Annotated in this window: 11 protein-coding genes; 5 read left to right on the forward strand and 6 right to left on the reverse strand. The window is 64.1% G+C overall.

Going from position 1 to position 13,070, the window contains the following annotated elements:
• Window positions 1-57: 57 nt before the first annotated feature.
• From J2X19_RS16385 to araD, 3 genes are read right to left on the reverse strand one after another with little or no spacing between them, the layout of a single operon-like run.
• Window positions 58-1,041 carry a Bug family tripartite tricarboxylate transporter substrate binding protein gene (locus J2X19_RS16385; protein ID WP_310374844.1) on the reverse strand — a complete coding sequence of 328 codons (984 nt, stop codon included), beginning with the start codon at window positions 1,039-1,041 and terminating at the stop codon, window positions 58-60.
• A 29-nt stretch (window positions 1,042-1,070) separates the two neighbouring features.
• Complete coding sequence (locus J2X19_RS16390; RefSeq protein ID WP_116607821.1) at window positions 1,071-1,781, reverse strand: ribonuclease activity regulator RraA; 711 nt, start codon at window positions 1,779-1,781, stop codon at window positions 1,071-1,073.
• A gap of 18 nt (window positions 1,782-1,799) precedes the next feature.
• The gene (araD, locus tag J2X19_RS16395) at window positions 1,800-3,539 is read right to left on the reverse strand and encodes an L-arabinonate dehydratase (RefSeq protein WP_310374847.1); all 1,740 of its coding nucleotides are present in this window, start codon (window positions 3,537-3,539) and stop codon (window positions 1,800-1,802) included.
• 52 nt (window positions 3,540-3,591) lie between these two features.
• On the opposite strand from araD, the gene J2X19_RS16400 reads away from it, so the two are divergent.
• The 4 genes from J2X19_RS16400 to J2X19_RS16415 all read left to right on the forward strand — a co-directional run bounded on the left by J2X19_RS16400 (window position 3,592) and on the right by J2X19_RS16415 (window position 8,958).
• Window positions 3,592-4,281 (forward strand): GntR family transcriptional regulator, encoded by a 690-nt coding sequence (locus J2X19_RS16400; RefSeq protein WP_116607871.1) that lies wholly within the window; start codon window positions 3,592-3,594, stop codon window positions 4,279-4,281.
• Between the two features lie 105 nt (window positions 4,282-4,386).
• The gene (locus tag J2X19_RS16405; protein WP_310374850.1) at window positions 4,387-5,589 is read left to right on the forward strand and encodes an efflux RND transporter periplasmic adaptor subunit; all 1,203 of its coding nucleotides are present in this window, start codon (window positions 4,387-4,389) and stop codon (window positions 5,587-5,589) included.
• Between the two features lie 2 nt (window positions 5,590-5,591).
• Window positions 5,592-7,550: a MacB family efflux pump subunit gene (locus J2X19_RS16410; RefSeq protein ID WP_310374852.1), complete on the forward strand. Its 1,959-nt coding sequence runs from the start codon at window positions 5,592-5,594 to the stop codon at window positions 7,548-7,550.
• Between the two features lie 4 nt (window positions 7,551-7,554).
• Window positions 7,555-8,958, forward strand: a complete 1,404-nt coding sequence (locus tag J2X19_RS16415) for an efflux transporter outer membrane subunit (protein ID WP_310374854.1) — start codon at window positions 7,555-7,557, stop codon at window positions 8,956-8,958.
• Between the two features lie 96 nt (window positions 8,959-9,054).
• On the opposite strand, the gene J2X19_RS16420 is transcribed toward J2X19_RS16415, so the two are convergent.
• Together J2X19_RS16420 and J2X19_RS16425 are read right to left on the reverse strand one after the other, a co-directional pair.
• Window positions 9,055-9,375: a hypothetical protein gene (locus J2X19_RS16420; protein ID WP_116607816.1), complete on the reverse strand. Its 321-nt coding sequence runs from the start codon at window positions 9,373-9,375 to the stop codon at window positions 9,055-9,057.
• A gap of 839 nt (window positions 9,376-10,214) precedes the next feature.
• Window positions 10,215-10,991, reverse strand: coding sequence for a hypothetical protein (locus tag J2X19_RS16425; protein ID WP_310374856.1), 777 nt, complete (start codon window positions 10,989-10,991; stop codon window positions 10,215-10,217).
• 395 nt (window positions 10,992-11,386) lie between these two features.
• Between J2X19_RS16425 and J2X19_RS16430 the strand changes: the two genes are divergently transcribed.
• On the forward strand, window positions 11,387-12,226 hold the full coding sequence (locus tag J2X19_RS16430) for a hypothetical protein (RefSeq protein WP_310374858.1): 840 nt from the start codon (window positions 11,387-11,389) through the stop codon (window positions 12,224-12,226).
• Window positions 12,227-12,317: 91 nt separating this feature from the next.
• Here the strand turns inward: J2X19_RS16430 and J2X19_RS16435 are convergent, their stop codons facing one another.
• Complete coding sequence (locus J2X19_RS16435) at window positions 12,318-13,067, reverse strand: ABC transporter ATP-binding protein (RefSeq protein WP_310375345.1); 750 nt, start codon at window positions 13,065-13,067, stop codon at window positions 12,318-12,320.
• Between the last annotated feature and the right edge of the window lie 3 nt (window positions 13,068-13,070).

Here is a 13,070-nt window from a genome sequence, read left to right on the forward strand (position 1 = left end):
CCACTCTTATGTCCTACGTAGCAACCGCGCGAACCCCCGGCATCAGCCCATCCTCCCTCACCCCGGCTCAGCCCCCGACTTCTTCACCAACGCCGCCCAGCGCGGAATCTCGCGCGCCATGTGTGCGGCCAATTCTTCGGGCGTGCTGCCGACGATGTTCATGCCCAACTGGCCTTCCAGCTTGGCCTGCACCTCGGGCACCTTCAGCGCCTTGACGATCTCGGCGTTCAGGCGCTGGACCACGGCTTTGGGCGTGCCCTTGGGGGCATAGACCGCCTGCCAGGAGGTCATCTCAAACCCGGCGACGCCGGACTCGATCATGGTCGGCAGCTCGGGTGCTAGCGCGATGCGTTTGCCAGTGGTCACCGCAATCAATTTCAAACGCCCGGCCTTGGCCAGCGGTAACGCGGCGGTCATCTGGTCGAACATGAACGGCACCTGGCCCGACGCCACATCGGTCAGCGCCGGCGGCGTGCCTTTGTACGGCACATGGGTCAGCGGCACACCGATCATGTCGGCAAACATTTCGCCCGCCAGATGCGTGGAGGTGCCAGCGCCGGAGGACGCGAACAGGCGCTTGCTCGGGTCTTTCTTCAGCAGCGCGATCAGCTCGGGCACGGTGTTCACACCCAGCGCCGGATTGATGATCAGCACGTTGGGCAAAGTGGCGACCAGGCATACCGGCTCGAAGTCTTTCACCGGGTCGTAGGACAGGTTTTTGTACAGACTGGCGTTGATCGCATGCGTGCTGATGGTGCCACCGAACAGCGTGTAGCCGTCGGGCGCGGCCTTGGCCACAAACGATGCGCCAATGCCGCCGCCCTGGCCGGGTTTGTTGTCCACCACCACCGACTGGTGCAGGGCTTCGCCGAGCTTTTGCGCCAGGGTGCGGCCGATGATGTCGGTCGAGCCGCCCGGGGTGAAAGGCACGACGTAGGTGATGGGCTTGGCTGCAGGCCAGTCTTCGGCCCAGGATATTCCTGGCAATACAGTGGGCAAAGCGGCCAGCGCAAACAGCGCAGTGCGGCGGGTGGTGGTCATGAATTTGTCTCCGGTTTTATTTATGGGAATCAGCGGCCGTTGGCTGCGCGCCAGGTGGCGAAGTCGGTGCGCGACTGCTCGTCGGTCGGCGGGTACAGGCCGAGGATGGAACGGCCGCCCAGCACCTGCTCAGTGACAAAGTCTTCAAACGCCGTCATCTCGGTGGCCTCCAGCGCGATCTCGTCGGCCAGGTGCGCGGGGATAACGATCACGCCTTCCGCATCGCCCACCACCACATCGCCGGGGAACACCGGCGCATCGCCGCAGCCGATGGGCACATTGATGTCCAGCGCCTGGTGCAGCGTGAGGTTGGTAGGCGCCGACGGGCGCTGGTGGTAGGCCGGCATGCTGATCTTGGAAATATCGGGCGCATCGCGGAAGCCGCCGTCGGTGACCACGCCGGCCACGCCGCGCACCATCAGGCGCGATACCAGGATGCCGCCGGCCGAAGCCGCGCGCGCGTCCTTGCGGCTGTCGATCACCAGCACCGCGCCGGGCGGGCATTCTTCCACCGCCTTGCGCTGCGGGTGGTTGCGGTCCTTGAACACCTCGATGGTGTTCAGGTCTTCGCGCGCCGGGATGTAGCGCAGGGTGAAGGCCTCGCCCACCATGTTCGGCAGGTTGGGGTTCAGCGGGCGCACGTCCTGGATGAACTGGTTGCGCAGGCCGCGTTTGAACAAGGCGGTGCAGAGTGTGGCGGTGCTGACTTTGGCCAGCAGGGCGCGGGTGGATTCTTTCAAAGTGGTCTCCGTGATGGGTTAGAAAATGTCAGGTTCACCGATGGCTGCGCCGAAGGTGGTTTCGAGGAAGTCGAAATCAGCTCCCTTGTCGGCCTGCATGATGTGTTTGGAGAACATCCAGCCGTAGCCGCGCTCAAAACGTTTGGGTGGGGCCTGCCAGGCGGCGCGGCGGGTGGCCAATTCTTCGTCGCTGACCTCCAGATGGATGCTGCGCGCGGCCACGTCCACGGTAATCAGGTCACCGGTCTTTACCAGCGCCAGCGGGCCGCCGATGTAGGCCTCGGGGGCGGCGTGCAGGATGCAGGCACCGTAGCTGGTGCCGCTCATGCGCGCATCGGACAGGCGCAGCATGTCGCGCACGCCCTGCTTCACCAGCTTGGCGGGGATCGGCAGCATGCCCCATTCGGGCATGCCGGGGCCGCCCTGCGGGCCGGCGTTGCGCAGCACCATGATGTGCTCGGCGGTGACGTCCAGGTTCTCGTCTTCCACCGCGGCCTTCATGCTCGGGTAGTCGTCGAACACCAGGGCCGGGCCTGTGTGCTTGAGGAACTGCGGCGCACAGGCGCTGGGCTTGATGACGGCACCGTCGGGCGCGATATTGCCGCGCAGCACGGCCAGCGCGCCCTCTTTGTACAGCGGGTTGTCCAGGGTGCGGATCACATCGTCGTTGAAGATCTGGGCGCCGGCGATGTTCTCGCCCAGGCTGCGACCGGTGACGGTGGCCGCATCCAGCTGCAGGTACTGGCCCATGCGGTTCATCAGGCCGGGCAGACCACCGGCGTAGTAGAAGTCTTCCATCAAATACTTGTCGCCGCTGGGCCGGATGTTGGCCAGCACTGGCACGCGGCGGCTGAAGGCGTCGAAGTCGTCCAGGCCGACCGCGCAGTCCGGGCCGGCGCGGCGCGACATGGCCACCAGGTGCACGATGGCATTGGTCGAGCAGCCCATGGCCATGGCCACGGCGATGCCGTTCTCGAACGAGGCGCGGCTCAGCATGCGCTTGGGCGTCAGGTCTTCCCAGACCATGTCGACGATGCGGCGGCCGCTTTCGGCCGACATGCGCGGGTGGTTGGCGTCCGGCGCCGGGATGCTGGAGGCGCCGGGCAGGGTCATGCCTATGGCCTCGGCAATACCCATCATGGTTGCAGCCGTGCCCATGGTCATGCAGGTGCCGTGGCTGCGGGCGATGCCGCCTTCTACGCCTATCCATTCGGTCTTGCTGATCTTGCCGGCGCGGCGCTCGTCCCACAGCTTCCAGGCGTCCGAGCCCGAGCCCAGGATCTGGCCGTTGTAGTTGCCGCGCAGCATGGGGCCGGCGGGGATGTAGATGCTGGGCAGGCCGGCGCTGATGGCGCCCATCACCAGGCCGGGTGTGGTCTTGTCGCAGCCGCCCATCAGTACCGCGCCGTCCACCGGGTGGCTGCGCAGCAGCTCCTCGGTTTCCATGGCCAGCATGTTGCGGTACAGCATGGTGGTGGGCTTCACAAACGCCTCGGCCAGCGAGATCGCCGGTAGCTCGACCGGAAAGCCACCGGCCTGCAGGATGCCGCGCTTCACGTCCTCGACCCGCTGCTTGAAGTGGGTGTGGCAAGGGTTCAGGTCCGACCAGGTGTTGATGATGGCGATCACCGGCTTGCCGACCCAGTCGGTGGGCGCATAGCCCATTTGCATGATGCGTGAGCGGTGGCCGAAGGAGCGCAGATCGTCCGGGTCAAACCAGCGGGCGCTGCGCAGGGATTCATAGTTGCGTGGGGTCATGGAATAATTAAAACACTAATGTATTAGTGCGTCAATGCCAGAATACCCGACCATGAAAGTCCAAGAAAAAGTCCGCCTCGACCGCTCCCGCCAAGCCGCGCCCCAGGTTTTCGACCAGCTGCGTGAATCCATCGTGTCGCTGGAAATGGCCCCTGGCACGGTGCTGGCGCGCGATGCGCTGGCCCAGCAGTTCGGCCTGAGCCAGACGCCGATCCGCGACGCGCTGATGCGCCTGGGCGAAGAAGGCCTGGTCGACATCTTTCCGCAGCACGCCACGGTGGTCAGCCGCATCGATGTCAACGCCGCCAAGCAAGCCCACTTTCTGCGCAAGTCCATCGAGCTGGAAGTGGTGCGCACCCTGGCCCTGGCCGCCGACGACAGCCTGGTGGCCCGGTTGCGGGCGCAGATCGAGCTGCAGGTGGTGGTGATCAACACCGCCGATTACAGAGATTTCGTGGCCGCCGACCAGGCCTTCCACCAGCAGATGTATGCGGCCGCCGGCGTGCCCGACCTGTGGGCGCTGGTGCGCCGCATCTCTGGCCATGTGGACCGCCTGCGCCGGCTGGACCTGCCGAGCGAGGGCAAGGCCCAGGCGGTGGTGCGCGACCACCGCAGCATCGTCGATGCCATCGCCCTGCGCGACCCGCAGGCCGCGCAGGACAGCCTGCGCGCGCATTTGTCGGGCACGCTGGGGCAGCTGGAGAACATCTGCGAGCGCTACCCGGACTACGTGGCGCGCTGAATCGCGGCTGGCCCTAGCTTTACAAAGGCTTTGCCGGGGGCACGCGGGGCGGGTACGGGGCTTATGTAAAGTGGGCCGTGCTTCAGTCCGCACCTCCACACATCCATGCCCAAGAACAAACTTCTGCGTTACACCCTGCTCGCCCTGGTCCTGCTGGCCCTGGCCGTAGCCACCAAACTGGTGTTCTTCCCGGCCGCCAAGAAACCGAATTTTGTGACCGCCACCGCCGCCCTGGCCGACCTGGAGCAGGCCGTGCTGGCCACCGGCACGGTGCAGGCCTTTAAGCAGGTGAGCGTGGGTGCCCAGGCCTCCGGGCAGATCAAGTCGCTGAAGGTGGCCCTGGGCGATACGGTCAAGAAAGGCCAGCTGGTTGCCGAGATCGATTCGCTGACCCAGCAGAACAGCCTGCGCAATGCCGAAGCCGCGCTGGCCAATGTGCAGGCCCAGCTGCTGGTCAAGCAGGCCACGCTGAAGCAGGCCGAGCTGAGCTTCCAGCGCGAGAAAACCCTGCTGGCCGCCGACGCCAGTTCGCGCGCCACCTTTGAGGCCGCTGATGCCGCGCTGCAGACCGCGCGCGCCGAAATCGGCTCCTTGCAGGCCCAGATCGCCCAGGCCAGGATCACCGTCAGCACCGCCCAGCTGAACCTGGGCTATACCCAGATCCAGGCACCCATCGACGGCGTAGTGGTGGCCATCGTGGCCCAGGAGGGCCAGACCGTGAACGCCAACCAGACCACGCCGACCATCATCAAGCTCGCGCGCCTGGACACCATTACCGTCAAGGCGCAGATTTCCGAGGCTGACGTGGTGCGCGTGAAGCCCGGGCAAAAGGTCTACTTCACCATCCTCGGCGCGCCCGACAAGCGCTACACCACCACCTTGCGCACGGTAGAGCCGGCGCCGGATTCGATACTCACCGACACCACGACGACGACCACCACCAGCGCCACCGCCATCTACTACAACGGGCTGCTTGACGTGCCGAATCCCGAGGGCCAACTGCGCATCTCCATGACGGCCCAGGTCAGCATCGTGCAAAGCGAGGCCAAACAGGTGCTGAGCATTCCATCCGCAGCGCTCGGCGAGCGCGACCGCCAGGGCCGGACCCGCGTGCGGGTGGTGAACGCAGACGGCCAGGCCGAGCCGCGCGTGGTCAAGGTCGGGCTGAACAACAACGTGAACGCGCAAATCCTCGAAGGCCTGGCCGAGGGCGAACGCGTGGTGGTCAGCGAAGCCCCGGCGGCGGGTACCAGCGGCAGCAGCAGTGGCAGCGGCCGCTCCGGCATGCGTCCGCCCCCGGGGATGTAAGCATGGACGCGAACCCTACCAGCCCCCTGCTGGAACTGACGGCCTTGCGGCGCGAGTTCCCGGCGGGCGAAGAAACCATTGCCGTCCTGAAGGACGTGAACCTGAGCATCCGCGCGGGCGAGATGATCGCCATCGTCGGCGCGTCCGGCTCGGGCAAGTCCACGCTGATGAACATCCTGGGCTGCCTGGACCGGCCCACCACCGGCTCCTACCGCGTGGCCGGCCGCGAGACTGGCCAGCTGGATGCCGACGCCCTGGCCGAGCTGCGGCGCGAACACTTTGGCTTCATCTTCCAGCGCTACCACCTGCTGAGCGACCTGAGCGCGCTGGGCAATGTGGAAGTGCCCGCGGTGTACGCGGGCAAGGACGCCGCCACCCGGCACAGCCGCGCCACGGCGCTGCTGACGCGCCTGGGCATGGCCGACCGCGTCGGCCACAAGCCCGGCCAGCTGTCGGGCGGCCAACAGCAGCGGGTGAGCATTGCGCGCGCGCTGATGAACGGTGGCAGCGTGATCCTGGCCGATGAGCCCACCGGTGCGCTGGACACGCACAGCGGCGCCGAGGTGATGAAGATCCTGCAGGAGCTGCACGCCGAAGGCCACACCATCATCTTGGTGACGCACGATATGCAGGTGGCCGAGCATGCGCAGCGCATCATCGAAATCAGCGACGGCGAGATCGTGGCCGACCGCCAGACGCAAATCGCAACTGCCGCCCCCACGCTACCTGCGCCGCCCGCCGACGGTACCGGCTGGGGCGCGGGCTGGGGCCGCTTCAGCGAAGCCTTCCGCATGGCCGTGCTGGCGATGCGGGCGCACCCGCTGCGCAGCTTTCTGACCATGCTGGGCATCATCATCGGCATCGCCTCGGTGGTGTCCGTGGTGGCGCTGGGCGAGGGCTCGCGGCTGCAGGTGCTAAAGAACATCAGCTCCATCGGCACCAATACCATCGAAATCTTCTCCGGCAGCGGTTTTGGCGACCAGCGGGCCGCGCGGGTGCGCACCCTGGTGCCGGCCGACGCCGACGCGCTGGCCCAGCAGGTGTATGTGGACAGCGTGACGCCCACCGCCTCCAGCTCGGCCACGCTGCGCTATGGCAATGTGGCGGTGACCGGCAATATCAACGGCGTGGGCGCGCAGTACTTCCGCGTCAAAGGCATCACCCTGGCGCAGGGCCGCTTCTTCAACGACGCCAGCATCGACACCCTGGCGCAGGAGGTGGTGATCGACGACAACACCCGCAAGCAGCTGTTCCCGACCACCGACAACGCCGTCGGCCAGGTGGTGCTGCTGGGCAGCGTGCCGTTCCGGGTGGTTGGCGTGGCGCAGAAAAGCGAGTCCGGCTTTGGCAACCGCGAGGCCTTGAACGTCTACATCCCGTATACCGCAGCCATGCGCCGGGTGCTGGGGCAAAGCTATCTGCGTTCGATCTCGGTGCGCGTGCGCGACGACGCCTCCACCGAGGCCGCCGACGCCGGCATCAACCGGCTTCTCAAGCAGCGCCACGGCGTGGTCGACTTCTACACCCTGAACACCGACACCATCCGCCAGACCATAGAGAGCACCACCCAGACCCTGACCTTGCTGGTCTCGGCGATTGCGCTGATCTCGCTGGTGGTGGGCGGCATCGGGGTGATGAACATCATGCTGGTGTCGGTCACCGAGCGCACCCGCGAAATCGGCGTGCGCATGGCCGTGGGCGCACGGCAGAGCGACATCCGCCAGCAGTTTCTGATCGAAGCCGTGCTGGTCTGCCTGCTCGGCGGCGTGCTGGGCATAGGCTTGTCGCTGCTGATCGGCTGGGGCTTTGGCCAAACCGGCAGCAGCTTCCAGATGGTGTATTCCACCGCATCGATGGTGGCGGCCTTTGGCTGCTCGACCCTGATTGGCGTGGTGTTCGGCTTCCTGCCCGCCAACAACGCGGCCCAGCTCAACCCGGTAGACGCCTTGGCCCGAGAGTAATCCGATGACCCCCTTCAAACCTTTCGTCCACAGCGCTGTCCTCGGCGCCCTGCTACTCGCCGGCTGCGCCACCCAACAGGCGCCGTACAGCGCGCCCGTCACCAGCCTGCCCGCGCAATGGCAGTACGCCGGTGCCGACAGCAGTGCCAGCACCGATGCCTGGTGGAAGAACTTCCACGACCCGGTGCTCGACCAGCTGGTCGAGCAAGCCCTGCTGCGCAACAACAACCTGGCGGCCGCCACCATCAAGGTGCGTCAGGCCCAGCTGCAAGCCGGCCTGGCCGAGAACCGCCCCAGCTTCAGCGGCAGCATCAGCAGCGGTGCCAGCCGCACTCTCAGCGGCAGCGCCGTCACCAGCCGCAGCAGCGGTGTCAGCCTGGGCGCCAGCTACGAGATCGATCTGTGGAACAAGCTGGGCAGCCAGCGTGACGTCGCCCTGTGGGAAGCCCGCGCCACCGCGCAGGACCGCGAAGCCACCGCGCTGGCGCTGGTCGCCACCACAGCCCAGCTGTACTGGCAGCTCGGCTACCTGAACCAGCGCCTGGCTGCCAATCTGCAAAGCATTGCCACTGCCCAGAAGACGCTGGAGCTGGTGCAAGCCCAGGCGAATGCCGGCGCCGCCGGCGGCCTGGAGCTGGCCGAGGCCCGGCAAAGCCTGCTGAGCCTGCAGGCCAGCCAGACCACGCTGCAGCAGCAGGCCGTGGCCGCCAACACCGCCCTGGCCTTGCTGTTCGATGCCGCGCCCAGCGCGCTGCCCAACCCACCGCAAACCCTGCCCAACAGCCAGCTACCCGAAGTCGCTGCCGGCCTGCCCGCCGAGCTGCTGGCACGCCGCCCCGACCTGCGTGCGGCCGAGCTGCGGCTGCGCGAAAGCCATGCCAACATCAGCGCCACCCGCGCCAGCTACTACCCGGCGCTGAGCCTGACCGGCGCGCTCGGCACCTCCAGCACCGCGCTGCTAAACCTGCTGCAAAACCCGGTCGCCAGCCTGGGCCTGGGGCTCAGCCTGCCGTTCCTGAACCAGAAGGAAATGGACCTGAATGTGCGGGTCGCCCAGGCACAAAGCGAGGAAGCGGTGGTCAACTTCCGCCAGACCCTGTACACAGCGCTCGGCGATGTGGAAAACGCCTTGTCGGCACGCCAGCAGTACCGCGCCCAAGCCCTGCTGCTGGAGCAGGTACTGCAAGCCGCCACCCAGGCCGAGCGCCTGTACGAGGTGCGTTACCGCGCCGGTTCGGTGGCCCTCAAGCCCTGGCTCGACGCCCAGGAAAGCCGCCGCAGCGCCGAGATCGCGCTGGCGGAAAACCGGTTGAACCAGTTCAACAACCACGCTACGCTGGTGCAGGCGCTGGGTGGGGGTGCGACTGCGCTGCCGGGCATGGTCCGTGAAGATTTGCAAGAGAAATAGGCTGCTAGCGCATATTCCATCTGCGCTGGTAGCTATAAAAAGAGAAGCGATCCGGCCTATTGCGCCCTGCGCCTGTGCCGGAAGTCCGACAGACTCTTAGGCCTTGGGGAGCGAGGCCTTGATTTGCCGGATGGCAGACACATCGCCAAGAAAGACTTGCAGGACGTCTTTCTCTTTTTGAGAAATCTCATTGCCCTCCATGAGATTCAGTCGCCTGACAATCACTTCGAGGGCTTCGGCCACGTGCCCGATCTGCCTGCCGTAGCTGCCTATGTTCTCCAGCGCCATCTGCTCTACCGCTGGATTGGCCGACCTACCAAGGTTGACGTTGAACAGGTTGAAGGACCAGTTCGGCAAAATAGGCTGCGTCAAATTGCGCGGAGCCTGCAGCTGGATGGGCATGTACACACGTTGCATGGATGACTCCTCGTGAGCGTCGAAATGCGATGGAACACTATAGCCCCGCGTAACCGCTCGACTCACCCTGTGCCTTGGCCTTCTTCCCCCAAAAGAAGGAGCCACGAAGCGCTCTATTTTTCGTAGCTTCTCGCGCAGATGCAATTTGCGCTGGAGCCTCTTTTTATTTGGATATCTCTATGTGATTTGGGGCAATGTGTATGGTTCTTGGCGTCCATGCGATCCCTGGCCGGGTATGCGCCCGGCAGCGCAGTAACTTGTTCTTTTGCGCAAAAGAAAAGTCACCAAAAGAAAGGCGCCCCCACTGCCTGCGTCCCAGCGCTATCGCACTGGGAAACCTGTGGTGCTCGCTTTGGTCGGGGTCTGGCTAAACTCGCTTCGCTCAAACAACGCCAGCCCTTATCCGCCCAAAGCTGTGCTCCTCGGCGCATGCAGAGGGGGACCCCGGGGATCGGGATCGGTGGCGCGTAGCGCCACATCGCGCCTAGGGCGCGAGCCCGGCGCAGCCGGGCTGGGGTTGGCTGTTGATATTGGCTGTCCGCTCCCACGCCGTGTGGCGTCGGCGAGTAGCGCAGGGCTGAGCGGATCAGGGCCCGCGATTGTTTGAGGCCGTAGGCCGAGTTCGAGCGGGACCCCGACCAGACCGAGCAACGCAGCGTATCCCGGAGCGCAGCGCAGGGGGCGACGACTTCGGCTCGCCCTTTCTTTGGTGACTTTCTTTCGGCGAAGCGAAAGAAAGTTACTGCGCCGCCGGGCGCACATCCCGGCCAGGGATACCAGTGTCACCAACCAATCCCAAAATTCAAGCCAAATCGGCTGCCAGGAAGCAAGCTACCCGCTTAGCCGCGCTCGCCTTTTTGCCGCGTAAACAGCAACACCAACAGAGGCAGCAGCGCCAAAGTAAACAGGGTACATAAACAGGCCACCCACAACGGATAGTCGTCCGGGTTGCCCAAAGCGAAATACTTGAGCGCCGGATAGCCCAGGGCCAGCACCATCAGCAAGGTGACGCCCGGCAGAAAAAAGCGGAACAGAAAGGCCATGCCGAAGGCATGCACCCCTTCCATCGGGTGCCCCAGTCCGTACCACACCATGGCCCACAAACAGTAGCCGAGGATGAACAGCATGACGCCGGCCGCGAGCCACAGGCCTACGCTGCGGGCGCTGAGCTCGGTGGCCACCCGGTCCCCCGGGGTGTACACCACGGTCAACTGCGATCCTTGGACGGGGACTTCGCCTGATGCCACCGAGTTGGGTAACTCCAGTGGCTCACCAGCCGGCCCGGTAAACCGCACTTGGGCGGTGTGCATCAAGCGCTTGCCCCTCACGGTGCGGCCGTTGGAATCTTTTTCTTCGTAGTCGCGGTACTCAGAGGTGTGGCCCACCACGGTAGCGCTGTAACTGGGCTTGGTGGCCAGGGAGTACAGCGCTTGGCCGGTCCAGACGCTGAAGGGTACGAACAAGGCAATCACGGCAAAGATGATGAGTACCAGCAGCTTGCTGGTGCCCTTCCCCGGTCGCATGCGCTGCGAGACACGCCGCGCAAGCCATACCGCGGCGGCGAGGAACGCCGCGCTGCTGGCAAGGAAGATCTGGCCGGCGGTCGTCAATACCATGGTCTAAATTCTGAAGGTGGATGCATGAGAGGGTAGATTTCAATGGCTGCACAGCCTGCAGCGCATATATTACCTGCGCCACCAGCTATTTAATTAATAGCAAATAGCGCCCTGCGTTCCACTACCGCTGTCACAATGTGGGCCATGCGCGCCGTAATCGCTGCGACCGAGAACCCTCGAACCAGCTCAACAACTACGCCACGCAGGTGCCGGTGCTGGACGGCGCTACTGTGTTGCAGTCGCATCTCAGAGTATTCATTCAGCCAAAGCACCTATAGCTGCATCGGCTAGCTGAGCTTCTCGGCCCGTGCGTCAACTCCAAAGCTCTCGCGCTAACATCTAGAGTACCCGCCTACAGAGACGCAGACGTCCCTTCTAGAAAGTACCCCCTCAGCATGTTTGCCCGCAAATTGAATTATTTCCTGCGCATATTGACGCTGGTTTACGCAGCAGGGATAAGCAATATGGCGCTAGCCCAGACATCTGTCGATGATATTTTGCGGTCGGGCACGAACTTCGGAAACAAGGCCTTTAACGGTCTACTCGGTGGCAACGGTGGATCCATCAATGTTGGAAGCGCTGAAGGCAATGCAGTTGTCCAAGCCATAAGCCAGCTTTCTGAAGGCTGTGTAAAACGCTTGCAGCGGGTGCTCCAGACTTTCGGTGAAAGCAGAGTTGCCCATAGTTTTCATGGGTATGGGTGGGGCAATGTTAATGCTGTTAGCTTGAGTCTGCCACTGGCAGTTTTGGGGGCCGACGTCAGATCAAAGTACCACGGCTTGGCTCCCTTGGACGACGTTTTAACAAGCACAGAAAACACAAGAATAATCCCGCTTTTCGATGCTGAATGCCAGCAAGGGACAGTTACCTATGAAGCGACCATAGAACGTTATTTCAGAAAAAATAATGAGTTGGCTGCATGGCCAGTGCGTTTCAAGAGCAGCGCAACACTGGACATGCATTCCATCGAGTTAAATCAACATGGCGTATTTGGCATTGCGACTGTTTCGAATATCTGCCATGAAATAGTGGACGAGTCTTCGACACAACAAGCCTGCTATCCGCAAACCTTGGATGTGTACTGTCAATTCAATACCTGTTACTCAGAACCATTGGCTGAGTTGGTAGAGCGTGGAAAGATCAGCAGTCGCGACACGACCGGGATATTTTTCGATCGCGTCAATACGGCTGAATGGAAAATTTACGGGGAACGCAAAGACTACATGCGCAGGTAAGTTGAGGCTACGCACATCGTCGGTGGCAGCTCCTCACCCCAACCCTCTCCCCGAAGGGGCGAGGGAATAAAACAGGGCTCCGCCAGTGCGCCTAGGCCTCGGCCATATCCCGGCTATACGAGCGACTGGAATCGACCAGCATGCGGGTGTAAGCATGCTGCGCGGCGTTGTTGCACAGTGCCTCGGTCGTCAGCGTTTCGACAATGCTGCCGTGCTGCATCACCGCCACCTGGTCGCACAGATGCGCGACCACGCCCAGGTCGTGGGTGACCATCAGATAGGTCAGGCCATCGCGCTCGCGCAGGTCGGCCAGCAGGTTCAGGATTTCGGCCTGCACCGACACGTCGAGGGCCGAGGTCGGCTCGTCCAGCAACAGCACGCGCGGCTCCAGGATCAAGGCCCGGGCAATCGCCACGCGCTGGCGCTGGCCGCCCGACAGCTGGTGCGGGTAGCGGAAGCGGTAGCTGCTGTTCAGCCCGACCTTGGCCAGGATGCTCTCCACGCGCTCGCGCTCCCGGTCCATGCCGTGGATGCGCAGCGGCTCGGCCAGCACCGTGTGGATGGTGTGGCGCGGGTGCAGCGAGCCATACGGGTCCTGGAACACCATCTGCACCTCGCGGCAGCGGGCCCGGTCCAGCTTGCGCCCCAGCGCATGGCCGCCGATCCGCAGCTGGCCGTCCCAGTGCATGTACTGGCCGGCCAGGCAGCGCAGCACCGTGGTCTTTCCCGAGCCGGACTCGCCCACCAGCCCGAAAGACTGGCCGGCCTGCACTTGCAGGTTCACGTTGTTGAGCACCTTGACGGCACCAAAGGCCAGGTGCAGTGCGTTGACATCGATCATGGT

The organism is Rhodoferax ferrireducens, assembly GCF_031458075.1.
Classification (GTDB): Bacteria; Pseudomonadota; Gammaproteobacteria; order Burkholderiales; family Burkholderiaceae_C; genus Rhodoferax_B; species Rhodoferax_B ferrireducens_A.